Raw genomic sequence first — 17,712 nt, 5'->3', positions numbered from 1 at the left:
GGATGCGTCTGCTTGCGATTGCGTTGGTGCTGGCCGTTCCCGCCTCGGCGGACGTGATCGGGCAGATGACCCCGGCCGAACCGCTCACCGGCGCACGCGTCGCCACGCTGCCCGCCGCCGAGCGTGCGGCGTGGGAAGCCTATCTCGCGCGCTCATCCGCGCTGATGGCGGCGGACAAGGCGGCGCTGCTCGCCGAGCGCAAGGGACTCGCGACCGTCCCGCCCCCGCCGCCCAACGGCCCCTCGGGCGGCGGCGGGATGCCGATGGACAGGCCTGCCGCCTGGTATGCCGGTGCCGAGGCGCGCCGCATCGCCGTCAGCGTGGTGAGCTTCCAGACCCCCGCGGGCGGCTGGGGCAAGAACCAGGATCGCGACGCACCGCCGCGACTGCGCGGGCAGAGCTTCGTCATCGCCGAGACCCTCCCGCCCCAGGCTGCAGACGACATCGTCTCGCTCGACAAGGGCTGGCGCTATGTCGGCACGCTGGACAACAATGCGACGGTTGCGGAAATCCGTTTCCTCGCCCGGGTTCAGGCGGCGCTGCCGGGCAAGGAAGGCGAGGCGTATCGCGCTGCCGTGCTCAAGGGGCTGCGCTATGTTCTCTCCGCGCAATATCCCAATGGCGGGTGGCCGCAGATCTATCCGCTGCAGGGCGGCTATCATGATGCGGTGACCTTCAACGACGACGCCGTGTCGCGCGCGGCGCAACTGATGCTCGATACCGGCGCGCGCAAGGGCGATTTCGCCTTTGTCCCGGCCGGACTGGCGAAGGAAGCGGCTGACGCCGCGGACAAGGCGCGCGACGCGATCCTGCGCAGCCAGGTCGTGATCGGCGGCAAGCGCACCATCTGGGGCCAGCAGCATGATGCGCTCACCCTCGCCCCGACCGGCGCGCGCAATTTCGAGCCCAGGTCGCTCGCGAGTGAGGAAAGCGCCGATCTGCTGATCTTCCTGATGAAGCAGCCCGGTCGATCGTCCGCGGTCGAGGCGGCAGTGCGCGACGGCATCGCCTGGCTCGAAGCGCATGCGCTGCGCGACATCGGCTGGACGCCCAAGCCCGGCCGCCGTTTGATCGCCATGCCGGGCGCCGGACCGCTCTGGTCGCGCTTCTACAGCCTCGACACGCAGACGCCGATCTATGGCGATCGCGACCGCCGCATCCTGAGCGACGTCAACCAGCTCATCCCCGAACGGCGCGATGGCTATAGCTGGGTGGGCACCGGCCCGGCCAAGGCGATCGCCATGTACCGGAAATGGTCGGCGAGGGCGCCCTAGGCGAACACGGCCTTGGGGATATGCGTGATCCGGCACGCCAGGTCCGCCTCGCCCGACGCGACGACATAGTGATCGCCCGCACCCGCAATGCCGGTCGTGAACACCACGTCGTGGATGTACATGCGATCGGCGAGCGGCGCGGTGAGTTCGGGACTGGCTTCAAGCAGCGGTGCATCGCCGGTACGCAGGGTGATCGAGGGATCGTCGCGGTCGAGCAGCGACCAATAGGTGCGGTAGATGCCGACCACTTCCTGGGGCTCGACCCCGTGCCACAGGGTCAGCCAGCCCATGTCGGTCAGGACCGGCGGCGTCCCGCCACCGATCCGCGCGGTCGCCACCGTCCCCGCATGCGGACGGATGCCGGGGTCGAGATGCGGCTTCCAGTGCCGCCCGTCGGGCGAGGTGGCGAGGTTGATCGACGGCCCTGCGCGCCATTCGCTGCCGGGCGGATAGGCGAAATACAGGTCGCCCAGCGGCCGCGTCTGCGCCCAATATTGCCCACCGGGCTTGCCCTCGAAGATCAGCATGTCCTTGTTCTGGTGATCGAGCACCACCCCCTCGAACCGCCAGTCGGTGCCGTTGTCCGAAGCGTAGAGGGTGGTCGAATGGCGCTCCGGGCTGACCGAACAGGTCGTCATCAGCCATTCGTCCCCGACCCGGCTGATCCGCGCATCCTCGACGCCGTAGCATTGCACATTGTGCTGTGGCGCGATCGCCCGGTCATAATGGACTGCAACCACCTCCAGCCCGTCCGCCGACAGCTCCACCGGCAGCAACCAGGAGAGGGAGGTCAGCGCCATGATCTTCCAGCCCCCGCCATGCAGCATGAATTTCCGCGGATCAGCCGTGTCGGCAAGTTCGAGCGGCCAGGCATCGAGGACATAGCGCCCGTCCTGCCAGCGGATCGCATGGACATGCCCGTCGCGGACCGGCTCGCGCAGCGCCTCGGCGATGCGTACCATCATCAGCAGATTGCCATTGGGCAGCCGCATCAGCGCGGGGTTGAACGCGCCGAGCACATAGGTTTCGGCATCGAGCTGCCCGGCGAGTGGCGAACGTGCCAGATCCACATCAGCCGGGCCGAAGACGAGCCGGTCGATCTCAAATCGGGTCATGCAGCGGCATCCGGCATCGGTGGCTCCATTGCGGCGGTTCCCACTTCAAGCCGCCACAGTGCCGCAGGTTCCATCCCGGGCCGCCCGATTGCAATGTCCGCATCGCGCCCATATTCCGTGCGCGGGAGATTTGAATGAGCCGTTCGACACGCAAGACCATGGGCGGCGTAACCGTGCAGGATGTAGCCCGCGCCGCGGGCGTCTCCGCGATGACCGTTTCGCGCGTGATGAACGGCGGCACCAATGTGCGCGCGGACACGCGCAAGGCCGTGCTCGCCGCGGTCGAACAGCTCGATTACCGCCCCAACGCCGCCGCGCGCTCGCTCGCGGCAGGCGGGGCTGCCCAGATCGGCCTGCTCTACGCGAACCCGTCAGCGGGCTATCTCAGCCAGTTCCTGATCGGCGCGCTGGAGACCGCCCGCCGCGCGGGCAGCCACCTTGTGCTCGAGGCCTGCGAGGACGATAGCGCGCAGGCACAGGCAGAGGCGGTACGCCAGCTGATCGATGCCCGGGTGCGCGGCGTGGTGCTTCCGCCGCCGCTCTCCGAATCCGCGGTGGTGCGCACCGCACTCGCCCAGGCCGGAATCCCCTGGGCAGCGATCGCCATGGGATCGCAGGAGGCGGGCACGCTCAACGTCCGGATCGACGATTTCGAGGCCGCGCGCGCGATGACCCGCCACCTGATCGAGCTTGGCCATCGCACGATCGGCTTCATCAAGGGTCATCCCAATCAGGTCGCGAGCGCCGAGCGGCACCGCGGCTTCGTCGCGGCACTCGAAGAAGCAGGGATCGACCCCGCATCCGCGCGGATCGAGCAGGGGCTGTTCACCTATCGATCGGGCATCGACGCCGCCGAGCGAATCCTTGCCGCGCCCGGCGCGCCGACCGCGATCTTCGCGTCGAACGACGATATGGCCGCCGCCGCAGTCGGGGTCGCGCACCGCCACGGGCTGCACGTGCCGGGCGATCTCAGCATCGTCGGCTTCGACGACACCGCGATCGCCACCAGCATCTGGCCTGCGCTCACCACCATCCGCCAGCCCATCTCAGCGATGGCCGAGGCCGCGATCACCATGTTGCTGCGCCGCGTGCGCGAGCGGCCCGGCGAGACCGAGGCGACCGAGGAAGAGGTGCTGCCCTACGAACTCGTGCTGCGCGAATCCGCAGGACCGCACACCCGTTAGTTTGCACTTGCCGGCGGATCGCTGCGGCGACATAAGTTACCGCTAACAATGCGCGGTCAAGCGCAGTCGGGAGGGATGGATGAACGAGGCAAGCCGCGCCAATATGGGGCTGATCATCGCCATCGTCGCGGTCGCGACGATCGGCGGCCTGTTGTTCGGCTATGACAGCGGCGCCGTGAACGGCACCCAGGACGGCCTCAAATCAACCTTTGCCCTGAGCGAGGGCGGCCTGGGCTTCACCGTCGGGTCGCTGCTGATCGGCTGTTTCATCGGCGCCTTCCTCGCCGGCCGGCTTGCCGACCTGATCGGCCGCCGCAACGTGATGATCCTGACTGCCGTGCTGTTCCTGATCGGCGCGCTGATCCAGGGATTCAGCCACGAACAATGGATCTTCGTCGTCGCGCGGATCGCGGGCGGCATGGCGGTGGGCGCGGCGAGCGTGCTTTCGCCCGCCTATATCTCCGAGGTCGCCCCGGCGAATATCCGCGGGCGGATGACCACGGTCCAGCAGATCATGATCATTTCGGGCCTCACCGCCGCGTTCGTGGTGAACTATTGGCTGGCGAAGACCGCGGGCGCCTCCACCAACCCTTTCTGGGGCGGGTATGAGGCGTGGCGCTGGATGTACTGGATGCAGGCGATCCCGGCGACCGTGTTCCTGATCGCGCTGTTCTTCATCCCCGAAAGCCCGCGCTACCTCGTCTCCAAGGGTCGCAACGAAGAGGCGACACGCGTCCTCACCAGCCTGTTCGGGGCGGAGACTGCGGCGAGGAAGCTCACCGAAATCCAGGCGAGCTTTTCGGACCACCGCCCCACGCTGCGCGATATCCTCGACCCGGTGAAGGGCGGTGTGCGGCCGATCGTCTGGGCGGGTCTGTTGCTCGCCGTGTTCCAGCAGCTCGTCGGCATCAACGTCATCTTCTATTACGGCGCGACGCTCTGGCAGCTCGCCGGCTTCACCGAGAATGACGCGCTGCTGATCAACATCGGCTCGGGTCTCGTCTCGATCGCGGCCTGTTTCGTCACCGTCGCGCTGGTCGACCGGATCGGGCGCAAGCCGCTGCTGCTGATCGGATCGGCGGGCATGGCCGTCGCCCTGTTCGCGATGGTCTTCGCGTTCAGCCAGGGTTCGCTCGACGCGCAGGGCAAGCTCGTGCTGTCGCAGCAGCTCGGCATCATCGCAGTGATCGCCGCCAATCTCTACGTCATCTTCTTCAACGTCAGCTGGGGTCCGGTGATGTGGGTGATGCTGGGCGAGATGTTCCCCAACCAGATCCGCGGATCGGCACTCGCCGTGTGCGGCTTCGCGCAATGGTTCTCCAACTATCTCATCGCGCAGAGCTTCCCGATCATGGCCGCGGGCCTCGGCCTTGCCGTCAGCTACAGCTTCTACGCGGTATGCGCGGTGATCAGCTTCTTCCTCGTCCAGAAGTTCATCCATGAGACCAAGGGCGTGGAGCTCGAGGACATGCAGGGATGACGACACGCACCCCGGCACGCCCCTTCCGCTCGCGCGAATGGTTCGCCGCGCCGGGCCGCAGCGACATGACCGCGCTCTATCTCGAGCGGTTCATGAACTATGGCCTGACGCCCGAGGAATTGCGCTCGGGCAAGCCGATCATTGCCATCGCGCAATCCGGGTCGGACCTGTCCCCGTGCAACCGCATCCATCTCGATCTGGCAAAGCGGGTGCGCGACGGCATCCGCGACGCGGGCGGGATCCCGATGGAATTTCCGGTCCATCCGATCTTCGAGAATTGCCGCCGGCCCACCGCGGCGCTCGACCGCAACCTCGCCTATCTGGGGCTCGTCGAGCTGCTCAACGGCTATCCGATCGATGCGGTCGTGCTCACCACCGGCTGCGACAAGACGACGCCCGCACAGGTGATGGCGGCTTCCACTGTCGACATCCCCGCGATCGTGCTGTCGGGCGGTCCGATGCTCGACGGCTGGCATGACGGCGAGCTGGTCGGCTCGGGCACCGTCATCTGGCGCGCCCGGCGCAAGCTCGGCGCGGGCGAGATCAGCGAGGACGAGTTTCTCGACGCCGCCGCGGCCTCCGCGCCCTCGGCCGGCCATTGCAACACGATGGGCACGGCATCGACCATGAACTCGATCGCCGAGGGCCTCGGTCTGTCGCTGCCCGGCTGCGCGATGATCCCGGCGCCCTATCGCGAACGCGGGCAGATCGCCTACGAGACCGGCCGCCGCGCAGTCGAGATCGCGTATGAGGACCTGCGCCCGTCGAAGATCCTGACCCCCGCCGCCTTCCGCAACGCGATCGCGCTGACCACCGCCATCGGCGGCTCGTCCAACGCCCAGCCGCATATCGTCGCCATGGCACGGCACGCAGGCGTGGAGATCACCGCCGAGGACTGGATGGCGGCATACGACCTGCCCTTGCTCGTCAACATGCAGCCGGCTGGCAAATATCTGTCCGAGCGTTTCCACCGTGCGGGCGGCATCCCGGCGGTACTGAGCGAGCTACTGGATGCGGGCAGGATCGACGGATCGGCGCTGACCGTCACTGGCCGGACGATCGCGGAGAATCTCGCGGGCCGCACCGCCACCGACCGAGAGGTGATCCTGCCCTTCGACGCCCCGCTCAGACAGGCTGCGGGCTTCCTCGTCCTCAAGGGCAATTTGTTCGACTTCGCGATCATGAAGACCAGCGTGATCTCCGACGAGTTCCGTGCCCGTTACCTCTCGGTCCCCGGCCGCGAAGGGCTGTTCGAGGGCCGCGCGATCGTGTTCGACGGATCGGACGACTATCACCACCGCATCAACGATCCCGCGCTGGACATCGACGCCGGCTGCATCCTCGTGATCCGTGGCTCGGGCCCGCTCGGCTGGCCCGGCTCGGCCGAAGTCGTCAACATGCAGCCGCCCGACGCGCTGCTGAAGGCAGGCATCACCAGTCTCCCGACCTTGGGCGACGGGCGCCAGTCGGGCACGTCGGACAGCCCGTCGATCCTCAACGCCTCGCCCGAAAGCGCGGCGGGCGGCGGCCTGTCCTGGCTGCGCACCGGCGACATGATCCGGATCGATCTCAACGCCGGCAGCTGCGACGCGCTGGTCGACGAAACCGAGATCGCCCGCCGCAAGACCGAGCCCGCGCCCCCGGTCCCCGCAAGCCAGACGCCGTGGGAAGAGCTGTACCGCGAGAAGACGGGCCAGCTGTCGACCGGCGGCGTGCTGGAGTTTGCGGTCAAATATCGCGGCACCTCGGAGAAGGTACCGCGGCACAACCACTAGGCGCGCAACCTCATCGCCATCGCGCAGGTCTCACCGCGCTGGAGGCGGCCCATCCCGCCGTGATTGATCGCATCGGGCAGATGGCTCACCGGCTCGGCGCAGAAGAAGTCCGCGCCCGGCGGGCGATAGAGGTGCAGCACGTTCGCGCCTTCACCGGACATCGCAAACCCGCCCCAGCGCTGTCCGACCCCCGCAACCCCGTCCCAACCATCATAGGCGTTATCGATCAACGTCACGCCCGCGACGGGCGCGGTCACCGACCACTCACCGAAATGTTCCGCCATTGCCGGCTCAATCGGCAGCATCGTCTCGTCCGCCAGCCACACCCGCTCCGCGCTGAAGGTCAGGCAGGTGTCCGCATCGCATGGGAAATAGGGATGTAGTCCAAGTCCTGCGGGCATTGGCGTATCTGCCAAATTGGTCAGCGACAGCTCTACCCGCATCTCGCCCGGGGCCAGCACGAAGCGTTGTTCCGCCCGGTAAGCCCAGGGCCAGCCCGCGCCGCCGTCATGCGCATGAACCAGTGCTGCGCGATCCGGAGCCGCTTCCGCGATCGCCCAGTCGGACTGCCAGCCCAGCCCGTGCAGGCTGTGCGGATGATCGCCAAAGTTGAGCGGCAGCGAATAAGGCTGCCCATCAAATTCGAACCGCCCATACGCGATCCGGTTGGCATAGGGGACCAATGGGAAACAGCCGGTGGCGAGCACATCCGTTGTGCCCTCAGGAGCGCAGCGCAGCACATCATACCCCTCGTGCCGCAACGCCCCGATTGCACCGCCGACCTCCGGCAACAATCTCAGTTCCCAGCCATGCGCCTCAAGCTTCACAGCCCGACCGAAACCTCGGTTCCCGGCACGCCGGGAACGGACACCTCGAACGCGAACAGGTCGCCTGCATTCGGCTGGTCCGCGCGGCCGTCCGCATCGAGATGCTTGTTGGCAGTGGTGGCATAGACGGTGCGCAGGTCAGGCCCGCCGAACGCGACCTTAGTGATCGCGCCGACCGGGAACTCGACCACTTCCAGCAGTTCACCCGCCGGCGAATAGCGCCGCACCGCCGCGCCATTGTAGAGACCGACCCACACACAGCCCTCAGCATCCACCGCGGGGCCATCGGGAAAGCCCTCCGCATTCGGGATCGTCACGAACACGCGCGAATCCTCCAGCGTTCCGTCACTGCCGACCGCCGCGGCATGGATCACCCCGCCCAGCGTATCGACATGGTAGAGCATCCGCCCATCCGGACTCACCGCCGGACCGTTCGAGATGCTCACCGCCGCCGTCTCCGCGACGCAGCGGCCGTCGGTGCCAAGGCGATAGATGCACCCGGTCACTTCGCGCTCGCCATCGTCCATCGTGCCGAACCATAGCCGCCCGGCGGGATCGACCGTGCCGTCATTGAGCCGGTTGCCCGGCAAGGCAGGTTCGGGATCGGTCAGCGGCGTGAAGCTGCCATCGGCGGGATCGAAAACCGCAAGCCCCGTCTGGAGCCCCGCGACGAACTTGCCGTTGGCGGCGGGCAGGCAGAAGCCGATCTGTGCAGGCGCGTCCCAGCTGCGCTTGTCGCCGCTCGCGGGATCGAACCGGTGGATCTTGCGCGACTTGATATCGACGAACCACAAGGCCGCGTCGCGCTGCACCCAGACCGGTCCTTCGAGCAACGGCGCCCCGAGCCCCCAGACCGATCGAGGAGCGCTCAGCACGACGCCCATCAGCGCCAGCCCGCGTCCACGAAATAGCTGTGCCCGGTCACCAGACGCGCGTCATCGGAGGCGAGGAACAGCACCATCGCCGCAACGTCTTCGGGCGCGAGGCGTCCGTCAAGGCATTGTGCGGTGACGATTTCGGCTTCGCCGTCGGGCGTGTACCATTTGAGCTGGCGCGGGGTGCGGACATTGCCGGGGATGACGCAGGTCGCGCGGATGCCGTCGCGGCCGAGATCGCGCGCCAGGCTGCGCGTCAGCCCTTCGATTGCGGCCTTGCAGGTCTGGTACAAGACGAGGTCGTTGAGACCGAGGTGCCAGGAGATCGAGCCGAGATTGATGATCGCCCCGCCGCCCTTCGCGCGCATCGCCGGCACCACGGCCTGCGCGCAGAAGAAGATGTGCTTGAGATTCACGCTCAGCCGCTCGTCCCAATAGGCTTCGGTGATCTCGTCGATCGAATGGCGGTCGTCATTGGCGGCGTTGTTGACGAGAATGTCGAACCCGCCCGACCGATCGATCAGCCGGGCGATCACCGCCTGAAGCGACGTGACATCGGTCAGGTCCACGCGTTCGAAGCACGCCTTGTGCCCGTCAGCGCTCAACCGCTCGACCAGCAGCTGCGACTCCGTTTCGGCAATGTCGAAGAAGGTGACGTCGGCGCCCTGCCGCGCAAACCCCTCGACAATGCCCGCGCCGATCCCCGAACCGCCGCCGGTGACGAGCACCCGCTTGCCCTTGAGGCTCGGATAGACCGCAGCGGCGGACCTGGCTGCCGGGTGGGTCATTCAGACCGTCTCCCGCCGCGCCGCGATGCTGCGATAAAGGTCGCGGATACCGAAGGTCCAGGGCGCCGCATCCTTCGACGTGGTGACGCGGTTGGCCAGCGTACCGAGCTTCGGCGAATGGATTCGCACCGCGTCGCCGACCTTGTGGGTGAAGCCGCGGCCGGGGTCGTCGCGATCCTGCACCGGCGCGAACAACGTGCCGAGGAACAGCGCGAAACCGTCGGGATATTGATGCTCCGACAAGGTCTGCCGGACCAGCTCCAGCGGATCGCGGCTGATCTGGTTCATCGAGCTGTGCCCCTCGAGACGATAGCCTTCCGGCCCCTCGATCAGCAGATCGAGCTCGGCATTGCGCACGTCGTCGATGGTGAAGCTGCCGTCGAACAGCCGCACGAACGGCCCGATCGCGCAGGCGGCGTTATTGTCCTTCGCCTTGCCGAGCAGCAGCGCGCTGCGCCCCTCGAAATCGCGGAGATTCACGTCGTTGCCCAAGGTCGCGCCGATCACCTTGCCCGCGGCGTTGGCGATGACGACCACCTCCGGCTCGGGGTTGTTCCAGCTCGAATCCGACCGGATGCCGATCTCTGCGCCCCAGCCGACCGAGGACAGCACCGGCGCCTTGGTGAACACTTCCGCATCCGGGCCGATCGCGACTTCCAGATATTGCGACCACATGCCTGCTTCGATCAGCGCGGCCTTGAGCTTCGCAGCGTCCTCGCTACCCGGCACGACCGAACGGATGCCACCGCCGATCTTCTCCTCCAGTTCGGCGCGGATCGCCGCGGCCTGGCTCGCATCGCCGCGCGCGCGCTCCTCAATCACCCGCTCGATCGCCGAAACCGCAAAGGTCACGCCGCACGCCTTGACGCACTGGAGATCGATCGGCGCGAGCAGCGCATAGGCACCGCCGCCGATAGTCAGATCGGTCACATCGCAGAGATGGCGGCCCTCAGCGCCTGCCGGATCGGGCAGGTCGAACAGATCCGCGGTCGTCGCGGCCACCGCCGACACGTCATAGACGCGGCCTTCGCGCACGATAACCGGCACCGGACCGTCGCTCAGCATCACCCGGCCGGCAAGCACCGCCTGCCCGGCATCCGCGGGCAGCGCCGACACGTCAAAAGCTTCAGGCACAACTCTCTCCTTCGCCCGTTTGGAAACGGGTGATGATAGCGCTATCATCACTCCTGCCCGCCCGCAAGGGGGCGCGACTTCAGATCGTCCAGGCGCCGTCGATCCGCGCGACCGTGCCGGTCTGCCCGCCTTCGCGCAACGCTGCAGGCAGCAGCGCGTCGGGCATGTCCTGATAGCTCACCGGCCGCAGGAAGCGGTCGATCGCCAGCGTCCCGACCGAGGTGCTGCGCGGGTCCGAGGTCGAGGGATAGGGGCCGCCATGGACCATCGCATGCGTCACCTCGACGCCGGTCGGCCAGCCATTGGCGATGACACGGCCGACGGTGCGCTCGAGCACCGGCAACAGGTCCTGCGCCGCGGCATAGTCACCCGCATCGACCTGAAGCGTCGCGGTCAGCTGGCCTTCCAGCTCGCCCAGGACCGCCTTGAGTTCGTCGAGGCTCGCGCAGCGCACCACGACCGAAGAGACGCCGAACACTTCGTGCAGGTGCACCGGATCGGCGAGGAAGTCCTTGCCCGCCACGCTGAACAGCGCCGCACGGCCGCGGTTCGGCCCCTCGGGCGCGACGCCCTCGGCGACCGTCGTGACGAACGCGCTGCCCGCGAGCTTCGCCTTGCCGTTCTCGAACGCCTCCCAGATGCCGTCGGTCAGCATCACCTGCGCTGCCTGACCCGAGAGCACTTCGCCGGCACGGGCGATGAAGGCGTCAAGCTCGGGTCCGTCCACGCCCATCACGAGGCCGGGGTTGGTGCAGAACTGGCCCGCGCCCATCGCCAGGCTGGCGACGAACGCTTCGGCCAGCGCGGTGCCGCGCGCCTTGAGCGCTTCGGGCATCAGGATGACGGGGTTGATCGCAGCCATTTCGGCATAGACCGGGATCGGGCGCGGCCGCGCCGCAGCGATGCGCATCAGCGCCTCGCCACCGCCGCGCGATCCGGTGAAGCCCACTGCCTGGATGCGCGGATCGGCCACCAGCGCCTCGCCCACCCTGCGCGAGGTGCCGTTGACCATGGAGAAGGTGCCCGCGGGCATGCCGCACTTTTCGACCGCGCGCGCAATCGCGGTCGCGATCAGCTCGGCGGTACCGGGGTGCGCGCGGTGGCCCTTGACCACCACAGGGCAGCCCGCCGCCAGCGCGGAGGCGGTGTCGCCGCCTGCGGTCGAGAAAGCGAGCGGGAAGTTGGAGGCGCCGAACACCACGACCGGCCCGAGCGGGATCATGCGCAGGCGCAGGTCGGGCTTGGGCGGGGTCCGCGCCGGATCGGCATGGTCGATGCGCAGCTTCTGCCAGGCGCCGTCACGCACTTCCTTCGCGAACAGGCGAAGCTGGTTGGCGGTGCGTCCGCGCTCGCCGGTGATGCGCGCGGCGGGCAGGCCCGATTCGCGGCAAGCGCGCTCGATCAGCGCATCGCCCAGCGCCTCGATCTCGTCGGCGATGGTTTCGAGGAAGCGGGCACGTTCCTCCAGCGGCTTGCTCGAATAGGGAAGAAAGGCAGCCTCGGCAGCGGCGCAGGCGTCCGCCACGTCCTGCTCACTGGCGCCCGCAAAGCCTGCATCAGCGATGTCAGCCCCGGTGGCGGGATCATAGGCGTGGAAGCGCGCATCCGATTGACGGCGCTCGCCGCCGATGAAGAGTCCGCCCGTCAATTCCATGATCGTCTCCGTCGCAGGACGGCCGCGGGCCAACGCGCACGGCCTCATTCACCCCGCCCATCTACAAACATCATACGAATTTTCAAGCCGGGCGGGCGCGCATGATAGCGCTATCACATTCTAGCCTCTGCGCGGGCGCGGCGCCAGTATGCGATCGTTGCGTTTTCAGCGCTGGTTTCAGCGCAACCGGGCACTCATCAGGAAACGCTCGCGGCTTTCGGCCGCCTTGCGCCGCAATTCGGAGATTTCGCGCTCCTCGGTCGCATCGAGCATCGCTTCGAGCAGCCGGTTGAAATGCCCGCGCATCGCGACGCGCGCCGCACCCGGATCCCCGGCGCGCAGCGCATCGACAATCGCGCCATGCTCACGCTGGCGGGTGCGGCCGTCATGCTGGCAGACGCTGGCATAGGTGGTGCGGACTTCGGGCACTTCGGTCCGCATCCGCCAGAGCGACTTGATGACATGGATGATCGCCTGATTGCCCGACGCCGATGCGATCAGCAGGTGGAACTCCTGATCCGCCTCGGTCGATTTGGCATCATCGCCATCGTCGCGGCCCATGATCTCGAGCAGCTCATCGAGCCGGTCGAGCGTTTCGGGCGTGATCGTCGAGGCCGCCAGTGCCGCCGCTTCGGATTCGAACAGCGACCGCGCCTCGGTCAACTCGAACGCGCTGACCGCGGGGGGCTCGTCGCCGCGCGCGGCCTTGGCGTCGGTGACATAGACGCCCGATCCGGTCTTGATCGTCACCATCCCGCGCGCCTGCAACGCGATCTCCGCCTCACGCACGGTGACGCGGCTGACGCCGAGCTGCTCGGCGATCTCGCGCTCGCCGGGCAGCCGCGATCCGGGGGGATAGCTTCCCCCTTCGATCATCGCGGCGATGCGCTCAGCGACTTCCTGAAACAGGCGGCGTTCGGCCATGTATTCCTCTGTTCGATCCGATCCGGCCTTCCGAATGCCTTACCCGCACGCCGTTTGGAATAGGCAATTGGTTCGGAAGGCCGGACACGGCGTTAGAGCCGGACGCGCGCGCCGATGAAGTAACGCGGTCCGTAATAATGATACTGGCGGATGCTGCCCTGCACCGGCATGTCGGTGATCTTGGGCGAGTCGAAGATATTGGTCGCCTCGAACCGCAGCGAGACGTTGCGATTGATGTCGTACGAGGCGCGCAGATCGAACGTCTCGTTGCCGCGGACGTAGCGCAGCTGCGTATTGCCGCCGACAAAGTCCTGATAATAGTTCGACCGGTAGTTGTAGATGCCCTGAACCGAGAAGCCCTTGAGCTGGTAATAGAGCTGGGCCGAGACGACGTGCTTGGAATAGCCCGACAGGGCGGCGGGCGGCACGATCCGCGGCGTCGTCACCCCCGTGACGGGGTTGAAGATCTCGCCGAGCAGGATGTCCTCATTCTCGAAATTGGTGTCGGCATAATTGTAGCTGACCTTGCCGCCGAACCCGTCGAGCGGCTTGGGCAGCCACGAGAAGCGGTTGGCCAGGGTGATCTCGACGCCCCAGAGCTGGCTCTTGTCCGGGCTGTTGGCGGTCTGGATCACCGGCACGCTGACGTCGCGGCCGCCGATGCTGAAAGTCTCGTTGCCGACCACGGGCATGAACCCGCCGCTGAACTCCTTGAAATAGACCGTCGCCGAGAAGAGCGAATCCCGGTTGGGATAATATTCGAGCGCAAGGTCGCCGTTCCACGACATCAGCGGCCGCAGCGCCGGGCTGCCATTGGCGCGGATCTCGTTGATCGCATCCTCGATCGTCGTGCCGCTCGAATCGAGCACAAAGGTGCGGCCCGCACCCAGCGCGCTCGGCGCGGGGCGTGACATTGCGCGATAGGCGGCGGCGCGCAGCAGCAGCCGGTTGGGCTGAAGCTCGAAGATCGCGTTGACGCTCGGCAGGAAGCGGGTCGTCTCGCTTTGCAGTGTCACCGTGTCGAACGTGTTCGGCGTCGGCGTGAGCGAGATGGTGCCATCGGGATTGTTGACCACGGTGAAGGCGCTGCGCAGGCCGATCGAGGTCACCTTGGTGTTGACGACGCGCACGCCGAAATTGCCGCGAACCGGCATCGATCCGAGGTCGCCGGCATATTCGGCCATGATGTAGCCGGCCAGCGTCTTCTCGGTCACATCGCGATTGACCGGCGAGCGCATTTCGGCGGGGCGGCCCGGATCCTCGGACCCGGTATATTCGCGCATCAGGCACAGCGGGTCGAAGGTCGCCCAGCTGGTGATGGTGTTGCCGCGCGCCTGTTCGAGGAAGCCGGTCTGCGGGAACTGCGTGCGGCACAGCATGTTGATCCGCGCATCCTCACGGCCTGCCTGGGGCGGCCCCGACGGGTTCAGGTTGAACTCGTTGCGCACGTCGTAATCGGCATAGGTCTGCTGCGCCCAGCGCCCGCCGACCGCGATGTTGGTGAGGAACCCGTCGAGCTTGTAGTCAGCGTCGAGCCGCACGCCCCAGATCTCGTTCTGGCGGCGCGATTCGTCGCGGCGGGCGCGAGCATCGTCCCAGAACAGCGCGTGATTGTTCGGATCGAAGCGCGGATCGAAGGTGATGCTCGGCGCGTAGTTCCCCGGCTTCACCTCATAGGTGTAGGGGATGCGCTGGTTGTTGATCGCGGTGCGCGTGCCGTTCATGTCGAACGGGTCGGTGCGCAGGCGCACCTGCCGTTCGATCTCGGTGCGGATCGTGCGCGAATAGGAACCGTCGAGCGCCAGGGTCAGCCGGTCGGTCGCCTTCCAGCGCAGATTGGCACCGCCGCCGAGATATTCCTCGGACCGCTCGAGGTTCGACGCGGTCGACTCGATCGAGCTGAGGCCATTCATCTTCTGGATGACGCCGTTCGAATCATAGACGACGTTGGTGAGGCCGTAGCGCATCTCCGAGATGTTCAGGTCGCGCCGGTTCTCGACGAACGTGCGGTCCGAATATTGCCCGTCGATATTGAGCTCGAGCGAGTCCGAGAAGCGCCACTGGATCGCGCCGAAGACCGCGTCGCGCTGATCGGTCTCGCTGATCTGGCGCCAGGTCATCGCATTGGGGGCGAGGAAATAGGGCGTCCCCGCCGCAGCCTGTGCCGGCGTGACCGCGGTACAATTGTTGTTGGCGACGACGATGGTCGCATTGCATGCGGTCCAGGTCGAGCTGCCCGCGACCGTCTCTTCGGGGTTGTTGGTGCTGTTGCGCTGCACCCCGATCGCGATGCCGATCTCACCCAGCCCGCCCAGCTTATACTGGTCGACATAGGACAAGGTCCCGCGCCAGCCCCAGGCTGACGAGCCGACGACCTTGTCCTGATAGGGGCTGTAATTGCCCTTGATCTCGGCCTGGATGCGGGTCTTGCCGAAGTCGAGCGGGCGGAGCGTGCCGATGTCGATCGTGCCGGCGACGCCGCCCTCGACCAGATTGGCCTGCTGCGTCTTGTAGATCTTGATGTTGTTGACCAGCTCCGAGGGGAACTGGTTGAAGTTGACCGAGCGGTCGCCCGATCCGTTGGTGGCGTCGCGGCCATTGAAGGTCGAATTGGAGAGGAACGGGCCAAGGCCGCGCAGCGCGATTTCCGACGCGCCGCCCTTTTCGCGGTGTGTGGTCGCGCCGGTGATCGTCTGGATCGCCTCACCCACCGACAGCGCCGGCAGGTCGCCGATCTCGTCGGTCGACAGCGCGTCGACGATCGCGGTTTCGCGCTTCTTGACGTCGATCGAGGTCCGAAGGGTCTCGCGGATGCCGGTGATGACCAGCTCTTCCTCGTCCGCCGGGGCTTCGGCAGGCGGCGCGTCCTGCGCCATCGCCTGCGTCGCGGCGAACAGCGAAAGCGCCGCGCCTCCCATCAACCAAGCGCGAAGCTGCGCCGAGCGCACGGCGGTTGCCGGCTTACCCATTCGTCCTCTCCCTGAGTCCAATCTTGTCAATTCACACTTGCCGGTTGCCAACCAGTTGTCAACCGATCTCTCATGCCACTATCGGTAAATTGGTCCTACCAATTTACGGCACGAGTTGCGAGGCCAGCGCCGGAACGGCGCGCGCGAGATCGTCGGCGACCAGTTTCGCGAACACGCCCGCGCCGGTCTCGCCGACATGGGTGTAGTCGAACTTGCGCGTGTGCTGGCCGCGCGGCCCGCCGGCCTTGACCGGCGCATCGGGCAGCCGCGCTTCCTCGGCCGCGCGCGGCTTGAGCGTCGTCCCTGCCTTGGCCGCGGCGCGCTCCTCCTCAGTCGGCTCGGCCTGGGCGAGCGCCATCGACTCCTCGGCGCCCAGCTTCTGCACCACCGCCGCGCTGCGCCGGTTGAGATCGACCAGAGGCGCCTTTGTCTCGAGCGCGACCTTGCGCACCTCCTCCGACCAGGCGTCGAGCGTGTTGTCGAGCTTGCCGTCCTTGAACTCGCGCCGCGTCAGCGGGGTGACGAGAACCGGGATCGCGCCCGCCGCACGGACCTCCTCGACCATCTTGCGCAGGTTCGCGGGGAACTCGGTCGTCCGGTCGGTCCAGCGCTCGGGCCGGGTCGACTGGTCGTTATGGCCGAACTGGATCAGGACATAGCTGGCGCGGTAGCCGGGCACCTTGGCCTCGGCGAGCGCGATTCCCCAGCTTCCTTCCTGACGATAGCTGCGCGTCGACCGGCCGCCGCGCCCGACATTGAGGCAGGCGACCGACGACTTGACGTGCCGGGCGCAGAAGATCGAGGCCCAGCCGCTGGCCGGGGCCATGGTGGAATCGCCGACCAGCACGACCTTGTAGGGTTCGAGCGGCGGCGCGTCGGTGCGCTCGCGCGCCTGCTGCGCGAGCGCGGCGGGAGCCAGGGCCAGTGCGGCGGCGGCGAGCGCAACCCGCATCACGAGAAAGCCAGCCCGCCGTTGATGTCGACGTTCGTGCCGGTCAGGAACGAGGCGTCACCCGAGGCGAGGAAGGCGACCGCCGCCGCGACCTCGTCCGGATGGCCTTCACGGCGCAGCGGGGTGTTGCCGGCGACCGCGGCGCGGCCCTCGGGCTTGGAGAAGATGTCGTGGAAGCTGGTGCCGATCAGGCCCGGGTTCAGCGCGTTGACCCGGATGCCCTGCGGCCCCAGCTCCTTCGCCCAGCTGCGCGTCAGCGTCATCAGCGCGCCCTTGGACGCTGCATAGATGCTCGCGCCCGGCCCGCCGCCGTCGCGCCCGGCCTGCGAGGCGATGTTGACGATCGCCGCACCGCTTTCGAGGTGCGGGAGCACCGCCTTGGTGACGAGGAAGGCGGATTTGAGGTTCAAGTCCATCACCGTGTCGAAGAACGCCTCGTCCATCTCGGCGAGCGTCTTGCGCGCGACCATGCCGCCCGCGCAGTTGACGAGGATGTCGACCTTGCCGCCGAACGCGTCGGTCGCGGCCTTGACCAGCGCAGCCACCTCATCGGCCTTGGTCACATCGGCGCGCGCGAGCAGTGCGGTGCCGCCCGCCGCCTCGATTTCGTCGAGCGTCGCCTTGGCCGCCGCCTCGTCGCTGCGATAGTTGATGACGACCTTGGCGCCCTCGCTGGCGAGACGCAGCGAGATCGACTTGCCGATGTCGCGTCCACCGCCGGTGACGATCGCGACCTTGTCCTTGAAACGCATGTAAGCCCC

At 67.2% G+C, this 17,712-nt stretch carries 14 protein-coding genes; 4 read left to right on the top strand and 10 right to left on the bottom strand.

Annotation, left to right across the window (positions count from 1 at the left end):
• Positions 1-2: 2 nt before the first annotated feature.
• Complete coding sequence (gene pelA / locus AC07TU_RS04495) at positions 3-1,274, top strand: pectate lyase (protein WP_495186696.1); 1,272 nt, start codon at positions 3-5, stop codon at positions 1,272-1,274.
• On the opposite strand, the gene AC07TU_RS04490 is transcribed toward pelA, so the two are convergent.
• On the bottom strand, positions 1,271-2,389 hold the full coding sequence (locus AC07TU_RS04490) for a glycoside hydrolase family 130 protein (RefSeq protein WP_495186695.1): 1,119 nt from the start codon (positions 2,387-2,389) through the stop codon (positions 1,271-1,273). The two genes, pelA and AC07TU_RS04490, sit on opposite strands and share 4 nt — an antisense overlap.
• 134 nt (positions 2,390-2,523) lie before the next feature.
• Between AC07TU_RS04490 and AC07TU_RS04485 the strand changes: the two genes are divergently transcribed.
• The 3 genes from AC07TU_RS04485 (at position 2,524) to AC07TU_RS04475 (ending at position 6,828) form a co-directional block, all read left to right on the top strand.
• Positions 2,524-3,573 carry a LacI family DNA-binding transcriptional regulator gene (locus AC07TU_RS04485; protein ID WP_495186694.1) on the top strand — a complete coding sequence of 350 codons (1,050 nt, stop codon included), beginning with the start codon at positions 2,524-2,526 and terminating at the stop codon, positions 3,571-3,573.
• A 79-nt stretch (positions 3,574-3,652) separates the two neighbouring features.
• Positions 3,653-5,053, top strand: coding sequence for a sugar porter family MFS transporter (locus AC07TU_RS04480; protein ID WP_495186693.1), 1,401 nt, complete (start codon positions 3,653-3,655; stop codon positions 5,051-5,053).
• The gene (locus tag AC07TU_RS04475) at positions 5,050-6,828 is read left to right on the top strand and encodes an IlvD/Edd family dehydratase (protein WP_495186692.1); all 1,779 of its coding nucleotides are present in this window, start codon (positions 5,050-5,052) and stop codon (positions 6,826-6,828) included. Before AC07TU_RS04480 ends, AC07TU_RS04475 begins: the two co-directional genes overlap by 4 nt.
• On the opposite strand, the gene AC07TU_RS04470 is transcribed toward AC07TU_RS04475, so the two are convergent.
• The 9 genes from AC07TU_RS04470 to AC07TU_RS04430 all read right to left on the bottom strand — a co-directional run bounded on the left by AC07TU_RS04470 (position 6,825) and on the right by AC07TU_RS04430 (position 17,703).
• Positions 6,825-7,655, bottom strand: a complete 831-nt coding sequence (locus AC07TU_RS04470; protein ID WP_495186691.1) for an aldose 1-epimerase — start codon at positions 7,653-7,655, stop codon at positions 6,825-6,827. The two genes, AC07TU_RS04475 and AC07TU_RS04470, sit on opposite strands and share 4 nt — an antisense overlap.
• Complete coding sequence (locus AC07TU_RS04465; protein ID WP_495186690.1) at positions 7,652-8,539, bottom strand: SMP-30/gluconolactonase/LRE family protein; 888 nt, start codon at positions 8,537-8,539, stop codon at positions 7,652-7,654. Before AC07TU_RS04465 ends, AC07TU_RS04470 begins: the two co-directional genes overlap by 4 nt.
• Positions 8,539-9,318 carry a D-xylose 1-dehydrogenase gene (gene xylB / locus AC07TU_RS04460; RefSeq protein WP_495186689.1) on the bottom strand — a complete coding sequence of 260 codons (780 nt, stop codon included), beginning with the start codon at positions 9,316-9,318 and terminating at the stop codon, positions 8,539-8,541. The genes AC07TU_RS04465 and xylB overlap by 1 nt, the downstream gene beginning before the upstream one ends.
• The gene (locus AC07TU_RS04455; protein WP_495186893.1) at positions 9,319-10,383 is read right to left on the bottom strand and encodes a fumarylacetoacetate hydrolase family protein; all 1,065 of its coding nucleotides are present in this window, start codon (positions 10,381-10,383) and stop codon (positions 9,319-9,321) included.
• Between the two features lie 148 nt (positions 10,384-10,531).
• A complete protein-coding gene (locus tag AC07TU_RS04450; RefSeq protein WP_495186688.1) occupies positions 10,532-12,106 on the bottom strand; it encodes an aldehyde dehydrogenase (NADP(+)) in 1,575 nt (524 codons plus the stop codon).
• Positions 12,107-12,283: 177 nt separating this feature from the next.
• Positions 12,284-13,030 carry a FadR/GntR family transcriptional regulator gene (locus AC07TU_RS04445; RefSeq protein WP_495186687.1) on the bottom strand — a complete coding sequence of 249 codons (747 nt, stop codon included), beginning with the start codon at positions 13,028-13,030 and terminating at the stop codon, positions 12,284-12,286.
• 92 nt (positions 13,031-13,122) lie between these two features.
• Positions 13,123-15,999 carry a TonB-dependent receptor gene (locus AC07TU_RS04440; RefSeq protein WP_495186686.1) on the bottom strand — a complete coding sequence of 959 codons (2,877 nt, stop codon included), beginning with the start codon at positions 15,997-15,999 and terminating at the stop codon, positions 13,123-13,125.
• Between the two features lie 103 nt (positions 16,000-16,102).
• Positions 16,103-16,951 (bottom strand): rhamnogalacturonan acetylesterase, encoded by an 849-nt coding sequence (locus AC07TU_RS04435; RefSeq protein WP_495186685.1) that lies wholly within the window; start codon positions 16,949-16,951, stop codon positions 16,103-16,105.
• Positions 16,951-17,703, bottom strand: a complete 753-nt coding sequence (locus AC07TU_RS04430) for an SDR family NAD(P)-dependent oxidoreductase (protein ID WP_495186684.1) — start codon at positions 17,701-17,703, stop codon at positions 16,951-16,953. The genes AC07TU_RS04435 and AC07TU_RS04430 overlap by 1 nt, the downstream gene beginning before the upstream one ends.
• Between the last annotated feature and the right edge of the window lie 9 nt (positions 17,704-17,712).

The organism is Sphingomonas sp. GW821-FHT03E12 (assembly GCF_059420685.1).
The sequence above is the reverse complement of the archived record's forward strand: the minus strand, read 5'-3'. Positions and strand labels throughout refer to the sequence as shown.